Origin of the sequence: Ktedonosporobacter rubrisoli, from assembly GCF_004208415.1 — a bacterium.
GTDB classification, from domain to species: domain Bacteria; phylum Chloroflexota; class Ktedonobacteria; order Ktedonobacterales; family Ktedonobacteraceae; genus Ktedonosporobacter; species Ktedonosporobacter rubrisoli.
This window is the reverse complement of sequence record NZ_CP035758.1, coordinates 3,448,438-3,473,531: the sequence shown is the minus strand read 5'-3', so window position 1 is coordinate 3,473,531 and position 25,094 is coordinate 3,448,438. Positions and strand designations below refer to the sequence as shown.

25 protein-coding genes and 1 pseudogene are annotated in these 25,094 nt (G+C 51.4%); 11 read left to right on the top strand and 15 right to left on the bottom strand.

All coding sequences use genetic code 11. The annotated features are described in order from the left end of the window. Window positions 1-81 precede the first annotated feature (81 nt). Window positions 82-315, top strand: a complete 234-nt coding sequence (locus tag EPA93_RS15530) for a hypothetical protein (protein ID WP_129885067.1) — start codon at window positions 82-84, stop codon at window positions 313-315. Between the two features lie 172 nt (window positions 316-487). Here the strand turns inward: EPA93_RS15530 and EPA93_RS15525 are convergent, their stop codons facing one another. The 3 genes from EPA93_RS15525 to EPA93_RS15515 form a co-directional block, all read right to left on the bottom strand. Continuing rightward, window positions 488-1,327 carry an AAA family ATPase gene (locus tag EPA93_RS15525; protein WP_129888385.1) on the bottom strand — a complete coding sequence of 280 codons (840 nt, stop codon included), beginning with the start codon at window positions 1,325-1,327 and terminating at the stop codon, window positions 488-490. After that, window positions 1,320-2,885 carry a Mu transposase C-terminal domain-containing protein gene (locus EPA93_RS15520; protein ID WP_129885072.1) on the bottom strand — a complete coding sequence of 522 codons (1,566 nt, stop codon included), beginning with the start codon at window positions 2,883-2,885 and terminating at the stop codon, window positions 1,320-1,322. Before EPA93_RS15520 ends, EPA93_RS15525 begins: the two co-directional genes overlap by 8 nt. A gap of 1,012 nt (window positions 2,886-3,897) precedes the next feature. Next, the gene (locus tag EPA93_RS15515) at window positions 3,898-4,467 is read right to left on the bottom strand and encodes a hypothetical protein (RefSeq protein WP_129885073.1); all 570 of its coding nucleotides are present in this window, start codon (window positions 4,465-4,467) and stop codon (window positions 3,898-3,900) included. A gap of 659 nt (window positions 4,468-5,126) precedes the next feature. On the opposite strand from EPA93_RS15515, the gene EPA93_RS15510 reads away from it, so the two are divergent. Beyond that, complete coding sequence (locus EPA93_RS15510; protein WP_129888384.1) at window positions 5,127-6,437, top strand: tyrosine-type recombinase/integrase; 1,311 nt, start codon at window positions 5,127-5,129, stop codon at window positions 6,435-6,437. 447 nt (window positions 6,438-6,884) lie between these two features. On the opposite strand, the gene EPA93_RS15505 is transcribed toward EPA93_RS15510, so the two are convergent. Continuing rightward, window positions 6,885-7,208 (bottom strand): hypothetical protein, encoded by a 324-nt coding sequence (locus EPA93_RS15505; protein ID WP_129888383.1) that lies wholly within the window; start codon window positions 7,206-7,208, stop codon window positions 6,885-6,887. Between the two features lie 217 nt (window positions 7,209-7,425). Here EPA93_RS15505 and EPA93_RS15500 point away from each other — a divergent pair, with 217 nt between their 5' ends. Both EPA93_RS15500 and EPA93_RS15495 read left to right on the top strand, forming a co-directional pair. Next, the gene (locus tag EPA93_RS15500; protein WP_129888382.1) at window positions 7,426-7,953 is read left to right on the top strand and encodes a gamma carbonic anhydrase family protein; all 528 of its coding nucleotides are present in this window, start codon (window positions 7,426-7,428) and stop codon (window positions 7,951-7,953) included. Beyond that, window positions 7,954-8,304, top strand: a complete 351-nt coding sequence (locus tag EPA93_RS15495) for a hypothetical protein (protein ID WP_129888381.1) — start codon at window positions 7,954-7,956, stop codon at window positions 8,302-8,304. It begins immediately after the preceding gene. Window positions 8,305-8,312: 8 nt separating this feature from the next. Here EPA93_RS15495 and EPA93_RS15490 read toward each other — a convergent pair whose 3' ends face one another. Beyond that, complete coding sequence (locus EPA93_RS15490; protein WP_129888380.1) at window positions 8,313-9,122, bottom strand: hypothetical protein; 810 nt, start codon at window positions 9,120-9,122, stop codon at window positions 8,313-8,315. A gap of 331 nt (window positions 9,123-9,453) precedes the next feature. On the opposite strand from EPA93_RS15490, the gene EPA93_RS15485 reads away from it, so the two are divergent. The 3 genes and pseudogenes from EPA93_RS15485 to EPA93_RS15470 all read left to right on the top strand — a co-directional run bounded on the left by EPA93_RS15485 (window position 9,454) and on the right by EPA93_RS15470 (window position 12,441). Beyond that, entirely contained in the window at window positions 9,454-10,437 is a 984-nt protein-coding gene (locus EPA93_RS15485) for a cysteine synthase family protein (RefSeq protein ID WP_207229562.1), read from the top strand. Window positions 10,438-10,482: 45 nt separating this feature from the next. Then, window positions 10,483-11,586 (top strand): annotated as a pseudogene (locus tag EPA93_RS15480) (aminopeptidase). A 54-nt stretch (window positions 11,587-11,640) separates the two neighbouring features. After that, window positions 11,641-12,441, top strand: coding sequence for a M20/M25/M40 family metallo-hydrolase (locus EPA93_RS15470; protein WP_129888377.1), 801 nt, complete (start codon window positions 11,641-11,643; stop codon window positions 12,439-12,441). 290 nt (window positions 12,442-12,731) lie between these two features. Here the strand turns inward: EPA93_RS15470 and EPA93_RS15465 are convergent, their stop codons facing one another. From EPA93_RS15465 to EPA93_RS15440, 7 genes are all read right to left on the bottom strand, one after another. Beyond that, window positions 12,732-15,953, bottom strand: a complete 3,222-nt coding sequence (locus tag EPA93_RS15465) for a lantibiotic dehydratase (protein WP_129888376.1) — start codon at window positions 15,951-15,953, stop codon at window positions 12,732-12,734. 29 nt (window positions 15,954-15,982) lie between these two features. Continuing rightward, window positions 15,983-17,302 (bottom strand): lanthionine synthetase C family protein, encoded by a 1,320-nt coding sequence (locus EPA93_RS15460; RefSeq protein WP_129888375.1) that lies wholly within the window; start codon window positions 17,300-17,302, stop codon window positions 15,983-15,985. A gap of 17 nt (window positions 17,303-17,319) precedes the next feature. Next, window positions 17,320-17,484 (bottom strand): hypothetical protein, encoded by a 165-nt coding sequence (locus tag EPA93_RS48405; RefSeq protein ID WP_165423142.1) that lies wholly within the window; start codon window positions 17,482-17,484, stop codon window positions 17,320-17,322. A gap of 180 nt (window positions 17,485-17,664) precedes the next feature. After that, the gene (locus tag EPA93_RS15455) at window positions 17,665-18,054 is read right to left on the bottom strand and encodes a hypothetical protein (protein WP_129888374.1); all 390 of its coding nucleotides are present in this window, start codon (window positions 18,052-18,054) and stop codon (window positions 17,665-17,667) included. Further along, window positions 18,055-18,213 (bottom strand): hypothetical protein, encoded by a 159-nt coding sequence (locus EPA93_RS49105; RefSeq protein WP_207229561.1) that lies wholly within the window; start codon window positions 18,211-18,213, stop codon window positions 18,055-18,057. Between the two features lie 193 nt (window positions 18,214-18,406). Continuing rightward, a complete protein-coding gene (locus EPA93_RS15445) occupies window positions 18,407-18,916 on the bottom strand; it encodes an AAA family ATPase (protein ID WP_129888373.1) in 510 nt (169 codons plus the stop codon). 403 nt (window positions 18,917-19,319) lie between these two features. Next, window positions 19,320-20,102, bottom strand: coding sequence for a DUF4232 domain-containing protein (locus EPA93_RS15440; RefSeq protein ID WP_129888372.1), 783 nt, complete (start codon window positions 20,100-20,102; stop codon window positions 19,320-19,322). 467 nt (window positions 20,103-20,569) lie between these two features. On the opposite strand from EPA93_RS15440, the gene EPA93_RS15435 reads away from it, so the two are divergent. From EPA93_RS15435 to EPA93_RS15430, 4 genes are all read left to right on the top strand, one after another. After that, a complete protein-coding gene (locus EPA93_RS15435; RefSeq protein WP_129888371.1) occupies window positions 20,570-20,764 on the top strand; it encodes a hypothetical protein in 195 nt (64 codons plus the stop codon). After that, window positions 20,740-20,892 (top strand): DUF7779 domain-containing protein, encoded by a 153-nt coding sequence (locus tag EPA93_RS51330; protein ID WP_479723987.1) that lies wholly within the window; start codon window positions 20,740-20,742, stop codon window positions 20,890-20,892. Before EPA93_RS15435 ends, EPA93_RS51330 begins: the two co-directional genes overlap by 25 nt. A gap of 129 nt (window positions 20,893-21,021) precedes the next feature. Further along, complete coding sequence (locus EPA93_RS49100) at window positions 21,022-21,162, top strand: hypothetical protein (protein ID WP_207229560.1); 141 nt, start codon at window positions 21,022-21,024, stop codon at window positions 21,160-21,162. 9 nt (window positions 21,163-21,171) lie between these two features. After that, a complete protein-coding gene (locus EPA93_RS15430) occupies window positions 21,172-21,717 on the top strand; it encodes a tetratricopeptide repeat protein (RefSeq protein WP_165423141.1) in 546 nt (181 codons plus the stop codon). A gap of 368 nt (window positions 21,718-22,085) precedes the next feature. Here the strand turns inward: EPA93_RS15430 and EPA93_RS15425 are convergent, their stop codons facing one another. From EPA93_RS15425 to EPA93_RS15415, 3 genes are all read right to left on the bottom strand, one after another. Continuing rightward, a complete protein-coding gene (locus EPA93_RS15425) occupies window positions 22,086-23,159 on the bottom strand; it encodes a cobalamin-independent methionine synthase II family protein (protein ID WP_129888369.1) in 1,074 nt (357 codons plus the stop codon). Window positions 23,160-23,505: 346 nt separating this feature from the next. Next, window positions 23,506-23,811: a hypothetical protein gene (locus EPA93_RS15420; protein WP_129888368.1), complete on the bottom strand. Its 306-nt coding sequence runs from the start codon at window positions 23,809-23,811 to the stop codon at window positions 23,506-23,508. A 619-nt stretch (window positions 23,812-24,430) separates the two neighbouring features. Beyond that, entirely contained in the window at window positions 24,431-24,907 is a 477-nt protein-coding gene (locus EPA93_RS15415) for a transposase (RefSeq protein ID WP_165423140.1), read from the bottom strand. Between the last annotated feature and the right edge of the window lie 187 nt (window positions 24,908-25,094).

Sequence of the window (25,094 nt, the reverse complement as noted above, 5' to 3'; positions counted from 1 at the left end):
TATAAGAAGTGCGCAACGCAAAAGCGATACCAGGAAAATGACTGGAACCTTCTGTAGAACAGAGTGAAAGGAGAAATGCTCATGCAAGTTTATTGGATAAAATCACCCTCGGAAATCACCCCGGCGGTGGTGAAACGTCAAGGGCGCACATACACATGGATCGCCGTGTTCAATCACGAGAAAGATCAGGTTGAATATTTACACATCGAGAAACAATCCCTCCAACCACGCCATGTACAAGATGAAATCGATGAAAGAGAAGCGACAGAAGTCCAGCAACGCACTACTCGCAAGCGCATCCTGGGCCATCATTAACGCATCTCTGAACAATGCTCAGACAGAGAAAAACACATGCTTTCTTTCTCTGTCTTGAAAAGGCAAACCAGAAGAGAGCCTCCTCCTGCTCTCGGTTTAGACACCTCTTCCAAACACTAACTGCTCTCGCGCTGCTTCTACCACTTCTCGGTTCACCTGTTCGACCTCTGGATTAATCTCGATGATCCGTTTCATTTGCAAGAGCAACCGTTCCATCTGCCGAAAATTCCCGCCCGTCATACGAATAATCTGCGCCACTGCCTCCTTCTCGATCTTCCTCCCTCACCTCTTCCTCCGCCAAAAGAGCGCACCTGTTGTTCAACAAGCTCCTGCTGTTCTTCTTTTCCCAACGTCCGATATTGATGGACAAAACCCACCCGCGAATACAGTTGCGGATAGCGGCCAAACGTTTCTCCAGCCCAGGCATCCCGATCAACACTAGCCCCGTGGGACTTCGATCATACACATCTCGCAGCACCTCCACGGCTTGTGGTTTGAGTCGATCTGCCTCATCCACCACTAACAGGTCTACCTGCCCCGGACGCACCATCCCTTCCACCGTCTCCACCTCTTGGGGCACGGCGCGGGCCGCCTCTCCAATCACCCGCAGACTCCAGCGCAGCAGCGCAATGTCTTTCTCTATTTGCCTGGCCGTCACCGTCGCCGTGGGCGTATAGAGCGCGACTGTCGGCCTGGGATTCTCTGGCGACAACCGGGGCTGCACCACCCCATGCCAGGACAACAATGGCTCAATTTCATCCCAGCGTGCATATTCCTTCGCCGACTCGGTTTTTCCTACTCCTGCTGCTCCATAGCACACCCCGATATAGCGCGAGGCTCGGCACTCCTCACAGAACTCTACAAATCTCCCATACTCTTTCGTCTGCACAAACCGCTTCCACAGCCGACGATGCACCTCTTCTTCCTCTTGCTCCTCACCCAGCCCTTCCCAGACCACCACTCCTTCTCTCGCAACCGGCCCCATGAGCTCCTTCGTCTTCGCCTTACTCATTCCTATACCTCTTCAGACGCGTTTTCGTTGACACAGGGGCCTCTTGCTCCTGCATCTTGGCTGGCGAACTTCCAGCTTCACTGCTGCCGCTTTCTCCCCCCACTGCTTGCTCTGCCGTAGCCCTGCGGCTGGTTTCGGCTTCGCGTTTCACATAGTGCTTCACTAACGCTTTTCGCTCTGCTAGTTCTCCTCTCAGATCCCTTCTCCTTGCCTGCCGGGCTGCCACAATTTCCTTCAAACTCACTGTTTGTCCCGACAATTCTGGACAGATCGCCCGGCAGACAAACCGATTTTGAAAAAACACTCTGATCTCTGCGAGATCTATCGGATCATACCGGATCATGACCTCCTCCCCCACATAGGCCGAGAGGGTGGGATCCAGATACGTATATCCTTCAAAAGCAATCCCGCTCTGTTGCACCCGCCGCTTCCTTGCCACCTGCACCAACAACAGATCTAACTGTTCCAACGACTCCGGCATCCTCGGCAACAATCCCCCTTCTTCCCAGCGCTCCTGCGGTCCCCTGCTGTGCCCTTTTTGCACCCGACGGTGATAGTCCGAGAGCAACCACTCCCGAAAGCACTGCTCCAACTCCCAGAGCGTCAGCACCCCTGCTCTCTCCTTCCCGGCTCCCTGCCCCACAGACTTCGGCCACGCTTCCGATGGCGCATAGCCGGGCTGTCTTTCTAAAAAGAGTTGTTCCACACTCTGAAAAAATCGCTCAATCTTGCCTCGCCCTCGCGGCCTTCCCACCTGCGAAAACACCAACTGCATCTTGAGATCCGCTCCCACCTGCTCCAAATGCACGCTCGTAAAATCACTCCCATGATCGGTATAGAACACCTCGGGGATACCACACACCTGCCACTGTGGATCTTCTTTGCGCCAGATCGCCTGCCGGAGTGTTAGTGCCGTTTGGATCGCACTGGGGGCTGACCACGAGAACCGATAGCCAGCTATGGCTCGGCTCTTATCATCCTCGATCACCGTCAACCACGGTCGAGCGCTCTTGCCCTGCCCATCTTTGACCCAAATTGGTAACAGACAATGATCCGCTTGCCAGATCTCGTTGGCCCTTCCCGCTTCTCGCCGATACAACAGCTCATATTCCTCTCGATAGCTCCCGGCCCCCTCCTGCGCCAACGTCACCAACGCTGGTGACAACGCTTTCACGATTCGATACACCTGCGCATAGCTGGGTTCTTCCCATCCCTGCGTGAGCGCAATCGCACTCACCTGCCGATGGATCGTTGCCATCGATCTGCGCGGTTTGCGTAAGGCCAATCCCTCGATCACTTTCACCACCTCTTCCGAGAGATTGCGCCGCGTCCCTCGATCCGCACGCGGTTGCCGGGCCAATCCACACAGCCCATCTTCCCGATACTGATGCACCCAGCGCTGCAATGTCGAGAGCGGCACTCCATATTCCCGCGCCACCTCCGTTTGCGGCACTCCTTCTTCCACACACTCTTTCACCACTTCATAGCGCCTATATGCCTCTGTCCGTTGCTCTTCCGTCAACTCCGTGAGGCTCGGCACTCTTCTCTCTTGCTTCATACTCCCTCCCTGTTGTTTCCTCCTCCCTCTCACCCCATGAGCCAGTATATTCCTCTCCCTTTTCCATCAATTTTCCATAAAAAGTGAGGTCTCCAGCTTCTCTTAGAGATGCCGAGACCTCTCCTTTTCCTGCTCTTGTCTCCCTCTCTCACCAGATAGACCTATCTTATTTACATCTTTCCCCATATATCACCTCTTTTACCCAGCCACTTCATGTTCTCCTCCAGATTTCCCCTCATCTATTTCGCAAAAAAATGGGGCTATCCTTTTCTTTCTTTTCTTTGAGGCTCTTTTTTGCACAGTCTTTGATAGATCCCTATCGGCACGCTCCACACGCGCTTTCCCCATACCCTCTATGTCTCTCTCTCCCTCTCCTCCTCCGTTTTCACCACCTGTGACGACTCCTTTTCACCATTCCTCTCCGCTGCTTTTTGCCCCTATTTCACACCTTCCCTGATGCTTCTTTGAACAGCTTCTTTGAGGGCTTTCCCCTGGCTCCTTCCATCTTCTCCTCCATTTCTCACTCTCTGCTTCTTCCCTTCTTTTTTACCACTCACTTATCCCGCCAATTTTACCCTCATCTATTTTGTCGATTTACAGCCTGATGTGCCCTCCTATAAAGACTATATTCTCCCTCGTTTCTCGATCAGATAGAGTAACAATTGCCATTGTTACTCTGAATTGTAGATGTGTGGGGGAACAATGACTGATGTACCAATAATTGATAGAGGTTCCTTAATTGAGGGAACATAATTTGTCGTTCCCCCAATGACACGGGGTGAAGGTATCATATGAGGGCGAGAGAAATGGAGAAAACGAAACTTTTGAACACAAAAACAAGAGAACCATTCAATGGTTCTCTTGTAGCTAACAGAATCAACTATACCCGATTTTCCCCCAAAATCAAGCCTTCTTCCTGATGGGTTTTGACGGCGACGTTCTCCACATAGAGGCTACCCTGCCAGCAGCCCTGCACGCCACCGGATGACGAGGTTTTGGCAGGACACGCCCACTACGTATGAGTTGCAGGCGCAAAGGTGCCATTGGCATTGCGAAAGACCACTTGCGTGTTCTGGAAGAGAATAAGCATCTCCGGATGATGAGGCTGGGCTCCTTCCACGAAGCGCAACGTCACTGGAACCAGATCTGCTCCTGGTCCATAGATTTTAGGCCCAACATACATTCTCGCTCGCGTTGGATCACCTCCAGGCAATTCAATGATCTCAATCTTTCCTTGCAAATTAAGCGCGATGAAGTGGCTGGAGGTGCTACCGGTTTCATGCCCCACAAAGGCATCCATCTGGAAGGTGCGAGGACGGCCATAGTGCAGATCGTCTGAAGCCGTCTGCACCCATCCCAGCACCACTGATCCCGCGATGACGATGAAGAGCATCAGGATCATGCCCACACCAACAGGCAGGAGCCAGAGGGGCTGACAAGAGAGAGGACACTGCCTTCGCTCTGGCAGCTTGGAGGTTGGCTGGGTGCGTGAGGCACGAGGAATGCGCGGTGGCTCTTCGGTGGCAACATCCGGGTCAACTGGACGATACCGAACAGCACTTTTTGGGGCCAGGGCTGGCATGATCTTCCTCCTCTTGAAGCCTATGAGATGCAGACAACACACGAAGCGTGACCAGAGAGAACCGTGCTGAACCTCAAGGCGGATGAAAGCCCGCCTGCCGTATGCGGACACGGCTTCATTCGCGTCCATTGAAGCGCCATGAGGATAAAGGCTTTTCCACCTGGAAAGGGAGGAAGGGTCCCGTAAAGGCAAACCATACGACTTCTCCTCTCGTTTGTGTGCGAATGAACGATAATCCAGTGATGAAATAGGCACGAGATGAGAGCGAGAAGTCTCTTGATAAGAACAAGTGTACCTGAAGAAGGGAGAGGGTGGCAATCCCTTTATCCACCAATTTCGCTCTAAAAATGGGGATAAAGGTGTGGAGAACTCACCTCGACGGTGGATCGACTGTGGACAACCCTCTGACCGCGCTCCTAAAGCGGGGCAAGAGAGAGGAGGAGCATGAAGCCTTTGAGCACAAAAAAAGAGAACCAATCAATGGCTCTCTTGTAACTAACACAATCAAGTATACACTATTTCCTGCCAAAAATCAAGCCCTCGCATTCCCTCAGGTAAAATGTTACTGAACAAGGTACACTTCCCTCAAATAAGAATGTTACCGAGGGGAGCAAGAGCGAACCTCGGACAACTACTTTCGTTTGGTAGACGACAAGTAGATTCCAAAACCCATTGATGACCCCGCTCTGCACCTCCGACTCATTGGAGGGTTCGAGCAAGCCAAGGTAACGAGGCGTGACCAGATCGTCATACGCACGGCCTACGAAGCTGGTGCGCGAATCACTGAATTGCTCACCCTCACAGTAGGCGATTGGCGAAAGCGCGGTGGGAAACAGGAAGCCACGGCCTGTAACAAAGAGAGCCACGGGCGACGGGTGAAAATCATTCGCTTTAGCATGGAAACGGCGAAGCTCCTGCATCGCTATGTGAACGAAGATCGTGTTCGTGTCGATCCGCACCATCGTACTCTCGCTCAGTTACGTGACCACGAGCCATTGTTCCTGTTGGCCAGGCACAAACCTTACAGCTATGATGCTTTCGTCCCTCATTGGGAACGGTTGCGCCGAACGATTGGCGTTGACCTCAATATCCATGGGCTTCGCCACTGGCATGTTTGCCAAATGATGCGACTGATTCATGGGATTGCCGAGACTCCAGGAGAAGTGGAACGCCGCAAGGAGGAAATGGTCCGTTACATGGCCTGGCGAAGCCCTGAGACGTTGAAAGCGTATGAACATTACTTTCAAGCTATTAACCACGCTCAGATGCAGGAGGTCTTGCATCGGCAATTGGATGAAAAGCTCAAAGAGTACATCCGACAAGCGCAGCAAAACACGCTTCTTGAAGACCTGACGAGTGCGCTCCACACCACGCTTCCCAGGGCAAGCGGTCCCTCCTCATCCGCAGGCATCTCGCATTCCATCCGCCTTTCTCTTTTCCACCCCCTTTTTCCTCGCTCTTTTGAGTCCAGTTTCGCTCTTTCCTTGAGGCGCTTTCTTTGGCGATCTCTGAGGGAACGCGCTGTTTCGATACACCTTCTTCTATTTATTTCCTCTTTTACCTATTTTATTACATCCTACCACTCACTTGGCTCCGCAATTTCACCCTCATCTATATTCTCGATTTACACCAATCCTATGTCGGGCACGAAGTGCACGGGACTCATTCGTGATTGTCTCTCTGGCAAAATCCTCTTAGCGCGTGCACTGCTCAGTGGAACCCAGGGTGATCTCAGCGCTTTGCTCATGGAAGTAAAGAACCAGTTGCCGGTTCCAGTAAAAGGAGTGATTTCGGATGGACAGGAGACGATCCGGTCAGCCGTGGCCTTCGTGTTTTCCCAAATCCCCCATCAACTCTGCCAGCTTCATTACCTCCATGATGCAGCCATGCTCATTTTTGAAGCCGACCGACATGCCAAGACGGAGTTGAAAAAGCACGTGCGAGGCAATCGTCCAATCGAGCGGGCATGAGAAGAGGGCCGTGATGCCGAAACGGAGACCATTCGCGATTATTGTTTGGCCGTGCGCAGTGCCTTGACTGATAACGGACGCCCCCCTGTCTGTGCTTCTGGACTCAAGCTCCATGAGTGGCTGACACATATCAACGATCCGATTGCCCGCGTAGCAGAAAAAAGGGCGACTCCATCTGTCCTTAAAGCAGTTGCATCACCTGCTTACACTCGCTCTGGCAGCTACCTCCTCTCTGTGGCCTCCTCTTCAGGTCGCTTATGAGTGGGTCCAGCAGGCGGCTCATGTCCTTGCCAATCATGAGAAGCTTGCTGGAAAAGAGGTCTGTGCTTAGTATGAGCAGTTGCTGGGACAGATGGATAGCCACAAGAGCCAGATTGGCAACCTTAGCAAAGCGGTTGATCATTTTCGTAAGATCACCGAGAGCTTTGCTCCTGGACTCTTCCACTGTTACGACATCGCTGACCTGCCCGCCACCAACAACGCGCTCGAACAGTGCTTTGCCTCAGCACGATAGCATGAGCGGCGAGCGACCGGGCGGCGTGGAGCGATCCTCGGCGTGGTGGTTCGCGGGTCGGTGCGTGTGCTCACAACAGTTGCTACGCGGCTCCATTCTTTGAGCAGTGCTTGAACTCCATCCCTACGATTATCAAGCCTGGCGGCATTTACGCGAACACCTCTCGTATCGGGAGGAAACTCGTCGCAAGCAATATCGCTTCCGAAAAGATCCCACGGCTTATCTTGCTGCCATTGAAGCTCGCTTGCTCCAGACATGATTGCCGTTCTTGGTTTTTTTCTGTACGCATCCTCTGGCAAGGGTGTAGGCAGCAGAAGACCGGAAAAGATGGACAATGGAGATCTTTCCTGATGCTTTCCATTAAATCTCAAGGTAGAATGGCACCATTTCCTTCAAGTTGCCATGTACTTTCGCTGTTTTCTGGTGTATCATTCCTTTAGTAGTATCTCGTTCTCAAACAGATTGGAGCAACATATGCCCCTCTTTCCCTTTCAGGGAATCTGGCCGACTCTCGCTGACAACGTCTTCATTGCTCCCGGCGCCATGATTATTGGCAACGTGATATTGCATGAAGGAGCCAGCGTGTGGTACAATACGGTGATTCGTGCGGATCTGTCTCCTATCAGCATTGGACGTGGGACCAATATTCAGGACAACTGCACACTGCATGTTGAGGCTAATGGCCCCCTCTCGATTGGAGAGGAATGCTCCATCGGCCATAATGCTATTGTGCATGCGGCAACCATCGGCAACCATGTCCTGGTCGGCATGCATGCCGTTGTCCTCTCCTATGCACAGATTAGCTCTGACACCCTGATTGGGGCGTCGGCTCTCGTGAGCGAACGTGCGACTATCCCCTCAGGTGTGCTGGTTCTGGGAATTCCTGCCAGGGTGGTACGGCCTCTCACCGAAGCCGATCACCGGCGTATCCTTTATGGGGCCACGGCCTATGCCACACTTGCTGCAGAACACAGGCGGATGCGGAAGGAAGGGAACACCTAAGTGTTCCCTCCGCGTTCTCATATTTGCCCACCACGCCTGTTGCCACCCACGGGCGGCCAGGTTACATCGAGCGTTGAGGATGAATTGATGCATGGCACGAACACTGGAACTACCAGCCGTTGGATCAGCTCGCTCCTCACCGGCATCCCGGCTATCTCGTTTGGCACGTTGCCGATCTTCGCACGTCTGGCCTATGCAGCAGGGGCCACTCCTACCACAGTGCTGCTTCTTCGCTTCGCTCTCGCTGCTCTCATCATGGTAGGTGTGATGCGTGTGCGCAGCATTCCTTTTCCTCGTGGTCCCGCTCTTCTGGGGCTTGTCCTCATGGGTGGAGTTGGCTATGTCGGTTAGTCCCTTGCCTACTTTACCGCTCTGACTCTGACCTTAGCAGGAGTCGTAGTACTGCTCCTGTACTGTAATTCGTCCTCAGTTTGCAGCTCTATCCAATGATTATCGCTCATTAATGCACGAACTTTCTGTACCTGATTCCATGCTCCACCTGCTTGTTCCGTACTACGGAAATGTACCCACTGGCCACTCCCGGTGAGGACACGAACTTCTTTCACCTCGTCCTGTTTGTGTTCCTCTCCCTTTCTCTCCCTTCTCGACCACATGTCACTTACCATGAGTATTACCTGAGCTATCGCAGTACCTGCAGCTGCTACAGTAAAAGGATCGATTGGAGCTGGAGCAAGGCTTGGATGACTTCTCTCGTATCGCCGCATGGCTTGTAAATGAGAAGCGATCTTGCTGATGCCCCAAGAGACATTCACCCAAGCTTCGTCTTCATTCTTCCATTTTGCTATGGGCTTGCTACCAGTTGGCAAGGATTCTATATAGCTAAAAGGACTGCCTTCCATATATACGGGACGTACGAGCAGTGGAACCGCATAGATTCTGCGATCATTCTGATGTTCAAGAATGATCTGGAAATCGGCACGGAAATTGTGATCGGCTGCGAGAAAATCTGGGCTGATGAGAAAGAGGACTATATCAACCGTTTTGAGCTCATCAATGAGATTTGACGGATCTGTGGTGATATTGCTCGCCCAAGATTGAATCGCCCCATGGCGCTTCAATATCACCAAATTCATTTCTAGTCTTTGACAGTACAGTTCATCTGCAGGTACACAAAAATAAAAAACTTTTATGGCTCTATCGTTTACCATCTCGCTTCCATCCTCTCATAGCGTATTTTGAGAGGAGACAAAATAGGTGTATAAATAATTCCGGTTTATGTTTACGCATAATCCCATGTCATGTTCAAATATGTTTTCTACCACAATAGAATGTAAAGGGCCTCAGGCGCGCTGAGTTCTATAAAAGAAGATATGCCCATATCGTCACCATAAAGAGGCTTGCGCATACAGCTTCGCATTCCACTTCCCTGTTGAGGTTGTCTGCTGGTTGGTGCAGTGCCCTCCAGGAAGATTCGTGAAAACTGCAGCAGAGGAATTGGCCGAAGATGCACGGTAGATATCTGGACTATGTGCTGTTTCTGTGCGACGCGGCTGGCGAGAGCGGCTTCTTGGCAATTTAGCCCGTCTCGATGGAGCGGATGGTAATTCTTCTGAAGAACTTTGTGCTCTGATACATCCCTTTGGAATGAAGGACCGTGTTGCTCTCAATAGTATCTTGGCAGCTAAGGAGAACGGTGAACTCAAAGATGACGGCATTATTATAGAAAGTTCGTCTGGTACTTTGGCGATTGGATTGGCTCTCGTTGGGCGCACTCTTCGACATGAGGTACATATTGTGCTCGATCCCCGTGTCGATGCTCTCACCCTGGCAAAGCTTCGAACACTGGGTGCTATCGTACATATGGTCGAGCAGATGACAGAGGGCGGCTGGCAAGGGACAAGACGCCAGAAGGTTCTTCAATTAATGGAGGAGCATCCAGGTGCTTTCTGGCCGAGACAATTTACCAGTATTCAAAATCCTCTATCATACACGCAACTTGCAAAAGAGTTGCTTGAGGATGTAAATCACATAGATGCCCTGGTTGGACCTGTAGGAAGTGGTGGATCACTCTGTGGCTCCGCTCGTTTCTTAAGAAAATTCTTACCTGACCTGCTCGTTGTAGGTGTAGATGCCGTGGGCAGCATCACTTTTGATCAACCTGATCTAAAAAATAGGCTTCAGAGTGGACTGGGAAATAGTATAATCTCCGAAAATGTTGATAAAACGCTGATAGATCAAGTACATTGGTTAAATGATGAGGAGGCATTTAATGCTACTCTACAATTGGCTGCAAGCGAGCAGATTTTTGCAGGAAATTCTTCTGGCTCTGCCTATTTGGTCGCCTGTTGGCTCAGTACTCAAATGCCTCTGGAGAGCACAATAGCCGTGATCTTTCCCGATAGGGGGGATCGTTACTTTAGGACTATTTATAACCCTGATTATTGGAGGGATCACAATCTCACTCGGCGATGTATTTCGCCCGATCCGAAAGAGGTGCCTTATGGTACGATAGTCAAGGAGTAGTCCTATGCTCATCTGGATAAGGAGCACTAAGTATGCAAGATCCCCGTGTTGTACGATGGGCTCAATACATTAGTACGCTATTGTCTCTCAGTCCAACAAGGAGAGAGGGTAGGTATTGAGTCGTGCCCTTTGACTGCACCTCTGATTGAGGCAGTCTATCAAGAAATAATAAGGGCAGGCGCATCTCCAATAGTGCTGTTGTCACTGGAGCGCTTAGACGAAATCCTACTGCGTGATGGGAATAATGAACAGATATGTCAGTCGACACGTCTACAGGAAGTGATAGCAGAAGAGGTCGATGCTCTGCTGGTGATCCGCGCAGAGGAGAATTCGAGCGGATTGAATGCGGTTAATCCGGCACGCATTCTGCTGAGAAGAGAGGCAACAGACAATATCTACGCTCGTCGCAAACAGGCGCGCTGGACGTTGACGCGCTACCCTACCAATGCTCTAGCTCAGAATGCCAATATGTCTCTGAATGATCTTGAAGAGTTTGCCTTTGATGCGTGTTTCCTCAACGATCACAATCCTATACAATGTTGGCAGAAACTGGGTACAGAGCAACAGCGATTGATAGATTGGCTCGCAGGCCGCAAGCAAGTACATATACTCAGTGGAGGAACCGACCTTACTCTCTCTATTGAGGGACGTAGATTTGTGAATGGTGACGGCAGACGCAACTTTCCCAGTGGGGAATTCTATACAAGTCCATTGGATCAAAGTACCACTGGCATCATCCACTTTGATATCCCGTCTCTGGTATACGGGCACCTGGTTGAAGGGATTCGACTGGTTTTTCAGCGTGGCAGAGTTATCGAGGCCAGCGCAACACCGGGACAATAATATCTGGAAAGGATGCTGTCTTTAGATGAGGGCGCGCGCTACCTGGGTGAATTTGCCTTTGGTAACAATCCACGCGTCATGCGAGTCATCCATAATACCCTCTTTGATGAGAAGATGGGAGGAACTGTGCATCTAGCTCTGGGTGACAGCTTTCCTGAGGCGGGCGTAGTCAATCGTTCAGCCATTCACTGGGATATTATCTGTGACCTACGCCTTGAGGGAGAAGTATGGGTAGATGATACGCTCTTCCTGAAGGATGGGAGGCTTCTATTGAAGACGGAAGCTCTTGGAAGGTGCCAAATCTGAAGCGCTGAATATATAGATAACATCGAGTTACTACAAGCAAAAGGGGTCTCTGTCATGATCGAATCCCTCGACCACTATCTCTCTGTGAAACACACATTGCACCTTGAACAGCTCAAGCAATTTTTGACTATTCCTAGTATAAACACGCTTAACGAGTTTAAAGATGATATACACCGGTGTGCTGGATGGGTAGCCGAGCACTTACGTGATACCAGTTTTGAGCATGTGCAGCTTCTCGAAACTCGCGGTCACCCTATCGTATATGCTGATGGGTTGCATGCGCCTGGAAAGCCAACTGTCCTGGTCTATGTACATTATGACGTACAACCGGTTGAGCCGCTTGAACTCTGGGAGAGCCCACCATTTGAACCAACAATCCGCGATGGTCAACTTTATGCGCGTGGCGCAAGCGATGATAAAAATCAAGTTTTTATGCATATAAAATCATTTGAAGTAATATTTGCTACTGCCAGCAACCTGCCGGTCAATGTAAAATTCTGTATAGAGGGAGAGGAAGAGATTGGGAGTGAACATGTCACACAAGTGTTACAACAGCAACAAGCACGTTTTGCTGCAGATGTGGTTGTCATTTCAGATACGGCTATATTGGGACCCAACCAGCCTGCTGTGTGTTATGGCTTACGTGGATTGGTGGCGTTCCAGATTAACGTCAAAGGCGCCGGGACAGATTTACATTCTGGTAGTATGTATGGAGGCGCAGTCCAGAATCCTATCCATGCTCTGGTAGAGTTGTTAAGTACGATGCGTAACCTCGACGGTAAGGTGACAAAGGAGATTTTCCAGAGGAAGCATCACCCCACCAAAGAGGAGTTCCCCGAGGCAAACGGATCTTGAGCTGCGTTGCATGCTTGCTGTTTTCTGCATACCATCCTCCTGCATCGCAAGTGTTTCTCTCAGAGCATACCTCGCTTTGAGCTGAAGAACAAGCCCCTTTCCTCTTTGGGGCGGCTTCGGGACAGAATGCTCTGCTTGTTTCTTCGGGGGTCTAAACCGCTCAACCGCTGCATACAGCACAATCAAGACACAGGAGAGGCCTTGACTTTGGAAAATATCACTCCGCTGATGGCTCTAGCCAAAGCAGCAGGTGATGGAAACGCTCGCTATCATCGATAAAGGCACCTCAGTTATGTTGTGCGAGGATCTCCTAAAAGGCCCATCCAGGTCCGCAGTGCTAACTCTGAGATATCCCGTTCTCTCTGGCGATTGATACCCTGCAACCGATTATAGTGCATGTGTGTAAAGCTGGCATACATCCGGCTCAACGGCTGCATCAAACCCTGTTGCGTCTCGAGATCCGAAAGCTGTTGTGCTATCTGAGAGATGCAAATACGCCGCGTATTCAGAATTTTCAGCAGTTGCATCCCTCCCTCCAGCTTTTGTATATAATGCGTATCTTTCAGCAAAGCACGTAACTCCGCACTTTTCAGACGATAGGTCATCCCAACCTCTTTCGTATTGAAAAGGGATTGACGGTACCAGTGCAGACGTTCTTGGGGAGACAGTTCCAGGCTTGCCAGTAAATCATCAGTGGTCAGAACTGCCAACATCTGGGGAGCTAGTGTCAGCCTGCGAGCCCGTTTCAGGTGTAGCAGTTCTATCACTGCACTGCTGTCCGCATCAAAGAGCTTTTCGGCTAGAGCCATACCCTCTAGACCACCGTAACGCTCGATTTCTCGCTCATAGCTATCAAACGCGAATTTGAGGCACCTCCCATCAGAGACTAATTGAGAGGCCCAACTACACAACGTTTGAAAGAGCTGTGATGTCAAAAGAGAGGGATTGCCCCGGAAGCGCAGACGAAGATGAGGATCAGGATCAGTGTAGCGAATGAAAAACCATGACTCAGCCAGCTTCTGCGTAAAGACCTTTTGCACGAGAGTACGTAAGGGATCGGCAATGAGCTCTTCATGCAGTGTCGGTGCACTGTACAGTTTGAGAAATAGCCAGTCACTGCCAGGTGCTTTCAGGCGCTCTGCATTCACGATTGCTATTTGTTTGCTCGGGAGAGGGGAGTGTGCAACGAGTCTCTCCCTCGATGGTGTAGATGAGCACCTTATGAGTGGCACGACAAATTCTGAAAGATAATGTCCATCGGGTCCCTCTAACCAGGCATGTTCAGGTCCCGGGAGCGCTTCCTGCAGCATCACCGTCTGCGTCTTTTTGCGTGCTCGCAACGTGGATCGAAGCTCCTCGGCCTGAGCGACCTGTTCCAGGTCGAGCAGCAGGCGATTGTCACCTTCAGCAAGATAGACATAACGGGGTACTCGCCAACGTTCTCTCCAGCAGGAGAGGGTTTCCTGGAATTGTTCGGGTGACGCTAAACACAGTTCATTCTCATGAAAAGATGCACTAAGCGACCACTGAGCGAGCGAGAGAACCACGCGTCCGATCTGGAGGCGTGGAAGAAAAGGAAAATGGACGCATCTTCCCCAATGGAACGGAGAAAGATTGTATGTGCCATCCAAACTGAGGTCAGAAAGGAACCGCATGATCGATGGAGCAGTTCTTGACTGCAACAAATGACTAGAGCATGGACGCACTTCCATCTGTTGCCTGGGCCAGTACAGATAAAAGCGCTCCCCTTGCACCCCTAGAACAAGTTCATCGAGGGGTATCGTGTCTGCCATGCTCACGCCAGGTACAACACCATAGATCACCTCGTATCTGCGAATTGCGGGCCGAAGTGCGACATTCATCGAACGAGGAGTAGAGGAGGTATAGACCAACTCTGCCTGGAGAACGTGGGGCTCTCGTTCCGCTTCCTGTTGCGCGCTGTGTTCTAACACCTGTACAGCCTCTGTACCAAGGTAAGAGGCGAAACGACCCAGGCTTTGACCTGCCTGATAGGTCCCATGTGGCCCAATGACGATCTGGTATTTCTCCTCTGCTAGAGCCTGGCGTGAGGTTGCCGCCAGCCAGACAAAAAGGTCAAACGAGAGCGGTAGTCGAACCTTATCGCTAGGAGGAACCAATGCCAGACGTTGCAAGCTCTCTTCATCGAGCGCAATCACTCCTTGCCGTTCATGCAACGCCATCAGAGCCAGGCGAGATAATTCTTGATCGCGTTCGCTCTGTTTGCCCATCTCATCCGAGACGCTTTTCAGTGCAAACGCAGGAACTCCCAGGCCAATCTGGGAGTCCATTACCTCCAACAAGGGTACCTCACGATCAGTACCATAGCGTTCGAGAAAGGCCATGCGATACGCCTGCAAGTAGTGGGGACGCTGCGGGCGTAGTAGCCGTGGCGCAACGTTCTCGATCTCTTGACCAATTTTCCGAGCGAGTTGTTGGCCAACCAGAGAAAAGGAGCTATCGGTTTGCACGAAGGTGCTGGATGGAAAGTGCGCCCAGTTCTGCTTCACTTGACGGAGGTAGGTTGGCTGGCTTGCACAACGTAATGTCTCTACCTTTGTGTTAATCTCCTGAGCGCAATACTGCAAGTCATGATAGCGTTCGATACTTTCCTCGTCGTTCGTTTGGTCCCATACCCTTAAAGCGCGTAAAAAGTTCTGCAGAAGCGTAGCGACAGGGGCAGCAAATGGAATGTTCTCCAGACGTTGTACCACGTATTGGGCAGGCAAGGTCTGCCCGGTGAAGGGAGGATGCAGATCAGTGAAGAGCAAGGTATACTGCCAGAGTGACGTGATCAACTCTTCCACCTGGGAGAGCGTAGCTCTAGGGACGGCAGCCAACAGTTCTTGCACCAGATCACTGTGGGAGATAGGCTGGCGGGCTAGTTTGAGCGTGAGCAGCGCAACTGGAGTAGCCCGTAGCGAGACAGTTTCGTTCTGATTGGGTTGACCCAGTGCAAGCTGTTCCTGCAGAAAGATGCGACCATTGCGTACAAACGCAGCCCGGTTGGCAAGATAATGCAGATGACGGCGTATCTCTGGGAGAGTTTCTAGCTCCCAGAGCAAGGGCAGGAGCCAGTTCAAATCCGGGCGAGAAAAGAGTATGCGAGGGCGGTTGGCAATCTGCACATTGGTCTGCTCTCCCCAACGCGCCAGGGAAACACCGGCGAACAATCCATAGGGAGTCGGGCGCGTTGCCATGCGAATCAGGTAGCGGAGCAATTTACGTTCCCAGCGATCTCTGTCGCGTGGAGAGGATGCTTGACGGTCCAGTTCTTCCAAGAAATCAATGCTGCCGATTGCCAGGGCTCGCCGCACAAGTGGGTTTTGGGGATGTAAGCCGGAGGCTGCGACCGCTGACGGCTGTTGGAGGGAAAGGTAGGCTTCAATCGGAAAAAGAGGCGCTCGGACCTGAATAAAATCCAACGGAGTATAGCGGACTGCGTGCGATGTCAATAACTCAGTTGGCGAAAATGTTCGAGTTGATGAATGCATATACGAGTTAGCTTTCTTACATACAAAACTTACGAGAGAAGGAAAAAGCGATCCCAGGTTGGCTCATGGGGAGTGGAGGCGGCCAAAAGCACCAGTGCATTGCCAGCGGCTCCGTTTAACAGGCCGGGATCATCAAGCAGATCTCCTCCTATTCGCCGTGCTCGATATCCTAGCAGTGTCTCGGGTTCGTAGTTGGCAAGCATTTGCTCGCATAAGGTATTTACAGGCTCAATAAAACAAGTATCTCCTGTCTCAGCAGCGAAGCGCAAGGTAATCTGCAAAAGACCAGCAATACCGTGACAAAAGCCAGATGGATCAAGACGACGAGCCTCGACTGATCGTCGATAGACACTGCGCATTCCGAGCAACGCAACGTCTCGATAGGTCGTGCAATCTACTGCCTTCCCTGCCAGCCAGAGGGCACGAGCTACACCAGGAATGCCATAGCACCATGCCGTGCGTGTAGTTCCGCTTTCAACCGGAGCGTCTCCTGGTGGGGACGCGTTGGGCCAATCGATGCCCCAGGTATCTGCCCGATGATGAGCGACTACCCAATCTGCTATCCGGCGAATGGTCATATCCAGAGACGGCACGTGTATCCCACTGGATTTGGCAAGAGAGAGTAGAGCCAGAGGCCCAGGGATTCCGTGTGCCAATCCACAATTGAGATGACCATGAGGAAATTTGCTGAGCCAGCCAGGATCTGACAAGTAAGAAGGGATATACCAATGAGGAATCCCGTCAGTTTCTTCTGCCAGGTAGATCAGTGCCTGAAGCACTGCTTCCAGTGTTTCGGTTACCGCTGGAACATGACGGCGGCAAAGCAGGTGCACTCCCATTCCTGTAAGCCCGCTAATGTGATCGTAAAGCGATTCTGTACACCCATGGACCTGGTCAGCAATAACGTTTTCTGCCACAGTGCGGATTGCTGGTAACGCTTGCTGTTCTAAGGCAGTCAATGTCCTTAGATAGCGCGTTTCCCCATGACTTAATGACCAGGTGACGAACAAAAGGCCGCTAAGAGCGCCAAGCCCAAGCCGTCGAGGCGACCAGGACGACCTTTTGACGCTGCATACCGCAACTTGCATACAATGGTGACCAGCGACATCCCATCCCTCTGTTGGAAAGCGACGATCCAGTTCTGAGAAGAGCAGTGCTGCACCAGCGTGGCCCGCGTAACAGGAAGCAGCAGGATCTGTATCGTACACGGATGTCTGGGTTTGCTGTCTTATGTTGTTGATCGCTCTCTGAAGCAGTTCCGGGTCCTGCAAGCGAAATGCCACATCTTTGGCAGCAGCAACTGCTGCTGCCGCCAAAGATGGATTAAGAACGTTGCGCCAAGATGCCATGAGGGTTCACCGCCTATTCAATTGTTTGGCGGCAACGCCCCGCATTCGCACGGTTCTGTAGTACACAGGTAATGCCCTGTGCAGGTATTGCCCCAAGTATAGGCATCAGGAATATTCGCGTCTTGCTCCTCTGTTTCCTCAGAAGAAAGCTGAATATCCAGCTCGAAATCATTTTCAGTCATACAGGGATCTCCTCTTTCTAGCTAAATGTGCCCGGGTCGCTTCATGACGTTTGACTTCGACTTTCTTTCCCTTCTCCATCCTTTTCCAGTGAGATACTCGAAAAGAAACGCAAAGGAGAAAATCGAAGCTAAAGTAATTATACAGCAAGAGATACACAATTCTATTGTGTTTTTTGGGCGCTATGACAACTGGTGCATAAATCTCAGAGATCGGTTGTTCCTGCGGTGCAGTAGGCATCCTGAGAAGGTTTTCCCTCTACCACGTGTTCGCGTTATCACTGGAGTTGGCTCGACCGACTCGCCTGTAATGCCTGGTGGGGACCACCACAACTGCGTGTCACTGTCGCAGGCGTTTCCACTTTTCCCCGATCCCAAGTGAGCAATCGTGAGAAGATGTACCTCCTGCCACCAGTCCTCATGCAGGTGTGCCATCACCATGTCGATGTAGTCGGGATTGGGCTGTGCGGCAATATAGCGAGCAGTCAGATATTCCTGGAAAGTCGGGTGTGGAAAGCTGTACCTGTGGTAGTATGTTCCAAGACAATTGCCTGGTGGTATGAGATCACTCATTTATACCTTTGGCCCATATAGCACAAGCTTCTGCGATTCTTTGTTTCCGAAGAGTGTCCCTGTGCCTTTGGGGAGCACAAGTAGATGCTGCGCCAGAACCTGGGCTACACCAATGCCCATCACGCCTGCTCCTATCACACCGATTGTACGGACTTGCATGCTATTCTCCTCACATTGAATTTGTTAGTCCCACGAAATGCGCAACGAGGAAAACTCAGGGAATGGGATAGTGTAAAAATCTCAACCAGGTGTAAATTTTGGGATTCAACCAATCCGAGTGGTTGAGGTGATTCCTCCCCATTGGACGCGCAACCCAATCCTTCCCCGGCCCATGCCTGCACAAGATCAGGCATCATGGCTGTGATTGCACCAGTTGAAGCAGGGTCGCCACGACCTCCGAAAGCGGGATTCTGGTATCGATCTCGTATCCCGCAGCGCATCTGAGCCTCGGCTCGATGCTTTCCACTAAACTCAGCACGCGAGCGACCTCCTCGGACCGCTTGCCGTACTGATTGGTGGTTCTGGTGCGCAATCGTTCGACGATGACCGAAGCTGGTGCGCTCAGCAGGACGATGAGATCGAACTGGGGAAAAAACGTCGGCATATTCTCCGCATACCCGCTGACAAACAGCACATCGGTGTCCTCCGTGGACAAAAGATCTTGGATGCAGTCCTCTCGCCATACCCAATCTCTGTTTCCGTCCACCGGCGTGACTTCGGCAGAAGCTTCGCCTTCGATCTCCACCCACTGGGAGAACTCGTCGCTATCGGCATCCACGGCCTTGTATCCGCGAGCAGCAAGTTCGCGAATGACCGTGGACTTGCCGGTTCCAGACATTCCCGTCAACAGAATTCGCTTCATGACGTCATCCTTTTGCTGGAACAGTAAGATCGACCAGCCTCATCAAATAGGGTTGCATGGGGAGTTCTACGGTTGGTGGAAATGATCATATCACAGGAAGCAAACGGCCTCAATCACCGAGAGTGTGCCAGACTCAATTCCTGGCGCGTTTCTCTCAGATAACTTGCCCATATCGGCTTGAGAGGTGCATTCAGCACATTGGTCTCTCGTATTAGTTGGCGCGACATCTTATCTCATCTCTTCCGCGCTGTGAAGCTCTGATGAAATGACCAGTGTCTCTCTCATCATCTGGCGCGTCACTCCCAGAAGCAGCGCGAGGAGGCTGCACGATTTTATGCAAGCAGAACGCGGGCGCAAAGCTGAAAAGCCAAACGAACTGGTCTCTGCTTTGATGCCGAAGTGTTCATTTGGGAACTGCGTGAGCAAAAATCGGCTCTCTCGCGTCTCGTGGCTCCCCTCTCAAAAGGAGAGCTGATCGCTCACGCAGTTCCCTCACTGCTCCATGAAACGCGCGCACGCAGTGGCTGGCTTCGCGGAAGTACGCGGCTTCAGCTTGGAGATCATCGAGGCTGCTGCAAGATATTGTACGGCTCCAGAGGAGAGATGTCCACAGAGTTTCTGAACGGACAGAACGGGCCCCCCACTGGGTGGCGATCAGCAGGGATGCCTGATTGAGAGGCGGGGTGACTCGCAGAAAGGAGACTGGGGAAGCAAAGGATCCTGGAGGGCCTACACCTGGAGGGAGCTTCCCACAGCCCAAGTTGGCCCAGGAGACCACGAAATACGCCTTTCCCCCCGCCTGAAGGACAAACTGATGGGGCACCTGCGGGAGATACAGAAACCCCTGCGTGACTTGCCTGACGTGTGCTCGGATGGGCTGGTGTCGAGCATCAAGGAGCTGGACCGCTGGATAGCCGGAGAGCGGACAACTCTGCTTCGACTGGTTCACCAGGACAAACTGTGCGGCCTCGTTGCTGGTAGCGGCGTCGAAGGTGCCAAAAGCGAGCAGGAGGTGCTGGGTTTGACAGGGAGGAGGAGCCCAAGGCGAAGATGCTGATCGTGGCGAGGGCGCAGTTGGCGTCGAACGCGCCTGCGACAAGGCAGTCGCGCAGCCACTGAGAACCAGTGCCACCCAGAACAGCCAGAAGACCCCTAATGCCCCTCTGACGGGGCGATGATGCTTCATCAAGGCCTCCTGCTTCTCGTTTCGGAATCAAGAGAACCTCTCACTTTCATGACCGTTTTCCCTTGCGTTGTGCTAGAATCGCATGTCTCCTTCTCACGTGCAAGTATACCTGAGATGCGCCAGAAATGCGACCATTTTTCCCCATGTGTTGGCGTATTTCTCAGATATGGTGGCAAAAATGTGGCAAGATTTTATGAAGGAGAGAAGGGAAGAGCTGAAAAAGAATGAGAGGCGACGCTACGCCAAGTTCTGTGAGAAAGCTGATGCGCTGAAAGCGCTTGGCAGCATGGCTCGTTTTCTGAGAACAGTAAATTTTATCTGATAAATGACAATGATGGGCGGTCTACCCCTGGCACTCGATCAGGTAGGTGCGTACATCGAGGAAACGCCATGCAGTTTGACGGATTATATACATCTTTACGAAACCAGGCAAGCGGAGTTACTGAAATGGTGAGGAGAAACTATCCTTGACCACCCTGCTTCGGTTGTTACCACCTGGTCTCTCCTTTGAGAAGGTTGAGCAAACCAATGTCGCTGCTGCCGATTTACTGAGGCTCTGTGCATTTTTGCATCCCGATGCTATCCCTGAAGAGATCATCGTCAAGGGAGCACCTTACCTGGGGAAGCACTTGGACCTGTGGCGGCTGACCCTTTGCAATTAAACAAGGCTTTGCGTACGATTTCTGCGTATTCGCTGCTCAGCCGCAATGCAAAAGATCATACCCTCTCGACACATCGCCTGGTACAGGTCGTATTGCGTGCTGGTATGAATCAGGCAACGGAATATTAATGGACAGAACGGGCAGTAGTTGCTGTAAACGCAATATGTATTGAGAACGAAAAAAACTCAAACTGGGTTAGCTGGGAGCAATGCGCTCCCCACGTTCAGGCCTGTCGGCTGCTGATCGAACAAACAGGTATGAATCGCCCGGAGGCAAGGTCCTTGCTACAAAAAATGGGTGGCTATCTCCTGGAGCGTGGGCGCTATGATGAGGCTGTGCTTTTGCTAGAGCGGTTACTTACACTTACAGAGTCGACGAGTGGAACTGATGAGCTTTAACTGACGGCTGTGCTCGATAATCTGGCTGAACTCTACAGGTACCAGGGCAAATACGAACAGGCCGGGATTTATTTACATAGATCGCTAGCAATTTATGAAAAACACCTGGGTCCGGAAAATCTGAGCACCTCAGCGGGCATAATATCGTTGGGAATTTTCTACCAAACATTGGGAAACTACGATCTGGCTGAAACGTTGTTCCAACGAGCACTAGCCATCCGCGAGCGGCACCTGGGTTCAGGCCACCAGAGTACTGCCCAGTGTTTTGGACATCTGGCGATTCTCTATCGAGGCGAAGGAAGTTATAGCAAGGCCGAACCGCTGTTACAGCAGGCTGTAGCTACCCGCGAACGACTTTCAGGACCAGACCATCCCGCCACGGGCCTGGCTCTACACAGTCTTGCGCTCCTCTATCAGAGGCAGGGCAAAAATAAACAGGCTGATGCACTCTATCAACGCGTCCTCGCCATTTACGAGCAGCATCTAGGGAAAACGCATCCAAGGACTCTCAGGGTCAAAAACGATTATGAGCATGCCCTCGAAAAACATTTATGACGTTTTTATCGGCCTGCAAACGATCTAGTGAACGCCTCTGCGATTGTTGCTGCCTTGGTTTTCCTAAGCTGATGATCATTATACTAGCGGTGAAAACTACGAGTTGATACAGGTCAACCATATGTTCGACCTTAAACACAGGAAAAGGCGTTGGGGTGTCTGAAAATAGTCAATTATTTGCTTGTATCGAAACTATGACAAACGAACGCTCTTGTTTGCTGGTTCCGTCCTATGCTATACTCAGTTTAGTTGGGTTTGTGGGAGATCCCACCAGCTGCAACGGACGTAGCTTAACGCTGGTTTCGTGGACATTGAAATGCATGTCCATAAAATTAGCAGCTATATCCCAAACCTTATGAATAACACTCTTATCCCCAGACCTGTCTGGCCACTTGAGCTACCAGCTTCAACTTGCGCTGCTGATCTTGAGGCGAGAGAGAATTTCCTTCCATCGTCGAAGCAAAACCGCATTGCGGGCTGAGTGCCAGCTGCTCCAGAGGGAAAAAACGTGCAGCTTGCTCAATGCGCTCTCGTAACTGGGCAGCTGTTTCTAGCTGCGGCCGTTTTGTGCTGACCAGACCCAGGACTACGAAACGGTCTTGTGGTACATGCTGCAGAGGCTCAAATCCTCCTGAGCGTGGATCATCATATTCCAACAAGAAACGCTGAAAACGTGTTTGCCTAAATACCCGTGCAATCGGCTCATAATCTCCACTGGCGTAAAATTTGCTCTGATTATTGCCACGACAGATGTGAAGGCCAAAGGTGACGCCTGGCTGCGCGTCAATAATCGCATTATCGCATGCAATCTGGAGATCTAGACTCTTGTCAGGATCAATGCCTCGTTGGCGCAATGCTGCTCGGATATCTGGATCGAGCAATGAGGCGTACTGAGGTGCATCGAGTTGAATATACGAACACCCCAGTCGACGCAGTTCCTGCACCTCACGCCGTGCAATCTCCACTACATCCGCCAGATAGGCATCGTAAGAAGGATAGGCCTCTCTTGATTTCTGAGGATCATAGTACGGTTGGGCACTGACCAGCGTAACTTTGAGAGGGCCCTTTCGACGCGCACGCAGATAGACCCACTCTTCAGCGCACATGCTCCTGCGCCACTTGAGTTTCTCCACCACCACGGGTGTCGGAGCGAAGAATTGTCCGCCTTCCTCATCCTTCATAGGAAGACGCCGGCCTCCTGAGGGGTCGAAACCTTCGAGCGCGTCGACCAGATGCCCAAAGAAACTAGCTCGTCGCATCTCCCCATCGGTAATCACCTCGATGCCTGCTACCTCCTGCAAGCCAATCGCCTCATCGACTGCCCTGTCCTCAAGGGCTTTGAAGGTGGCAGCGCTGATCTGACCTGTCTCGACCTGTCTGCGCGCTTCAAGTAAATAGGCCGGCCTGAGTAAACTTCCAATCACTTCACTATGTATGGTCATAGCCCTCTCCTCCCCGATATAGAGAAACAAGCAGGATGATGTTGCCCGATACCTGATCCATCTCGCTCAATGCGTATGTCTTATCTGAGCGTTTCAAGGAATTAGGAAATTTATCGATCCTTTCAACAGAAAAGACGAATTCAGTTGCCTCTGAGCAAGCGAGAGCACCACACGTCCGATCGGCAGACATGGAAGAAAAGGAAAATGAGCAAAAGCTCCTGGACTCATAGACTGGAAGGTTGAATGGAACCGGACAGGATTGTACAAGCCCTCCAAGCACTCAAAAATGACCGATCGCGCCTCTTGCCGCGTCTGGAATTGCATGCGATTGATGCGATGCATTGTGCTAAGCCTCAATGCTGGTGGGATAGGCTGTCCCAGAAGTGAAAACTTCGATCCCGTTGACGCGTATCCCATCAGGATTTGAAGCTTCGATCCCGTTGACGCGTATCCCATCAGGATTTGAAGCTTCAATGCCATTTATACGTACTGCATCAGGATTTGAAACTTTGATCCCGTTGACGCGTATCCCATCAGGATTTGGGCCAGTCACGGCAAACACTGCCAAACCAGTAAGTAATAAAATGGCACAGAGGCCGAGAGCAAGCAACCTTGGGGTATGCTGTGAAAGAGTAAGGAAGCGAAATTTCATGGAAAACTCCTTTCGGCTTTGAACTGATCATGGTTTGAACCGTCTTTCTCCGAAGACGTACTGCCGCATCTGCGATGAAAGTACAAGAAGGATGGATTACGTTAACATCTTCCAACACAATCTCCATCGGAAGACCTCTATCCTGTCCTCAAGTACCTGAAGCGTCAGTGGCCGGCATCGTATAAAATTTGCAGGCTCTATTCCAAGTATAGAAGGGCGAATGTTCCATTCAATGGTGCAACGGAGTACAAGATGGGAGAGTCGTTTCCCACGATTTCGACATTTTCCAACATCTTGGGTTGGTCCCTAGCCGGAGAACAAGAACATCACAATCTCGTAAGAATATTTCAAGAAACTCAGTATCCCGCTGAACAGGTAGCAGTGCTGATACAGCCGTCCTCGCTTCGGCCTTTTGTGTCCTATAAGCCCGTGTCGGTCTAGCGATCAAACAAGGAAGCGGGCTTACAGATCCCATGTCAAATACACGGTCGGCCCTAACGTTACGCACCCGAGCTTCATCCCCTCCTCTCAACGAGGGTAGCATGCGGTGGACCTCATAACAACATCCTCACAAGGATCTCCTGAAAATGTTCCTCAATTGTAAGAAAATGCAGCTACATTATGCAGCTTGCTCTTTCTCCTGAAGAGCAACTTCATAGCCGAGTCGTTCTAAGTTGCGAAGGGCACGCCGCTTGACAGCATCATGTTCCCGCTCTTCAAAGTATGTGCTCCCAAGCTCTTGATAGGTTTTTTCTTCCTTGAGGATGTGGTAGATAATCACCAAAATACTGTGGGCGACCGCAATGATCGCCTTTCTCTTGCCAATACGTCTCGCTAAGCGCCGATAGTGTTCTCCCAGATAGCTGCCCTTACTACGAGCAGCTCCATGAGCCGCTTCAACGAGAGCTGATCGTAACCAGGGACTGCCTTTGGTAGTTTTCCCGCTCAATCGCTTCCCAGCACTCACTTTGCTCCCTGGACACATGCCAGCCCATGATGCGAGATGACCATCACTGGGGAACTGATCCATATTGATCCCGATCTCGGCTAAGATGATTTCGGCTATCCTCCGGTTGACACCGGTAATCCCATCCAAACGCTCAAGCGCTTTCGCATATCCCTCTAAGCCCAGGCTCGTGACTGGAAAAGAAGAGGCTCCGTTCCCCTGCTCAGAAGAAGCTCCTGATACGGTTGAGGGTGAGAGCTGCTGCTGCTCCTGCGATGGGGGTTGGTTCTCCTTTTGCTGAGCGATGTTTTTTTGTCAGAGATACATCCTCTCATAA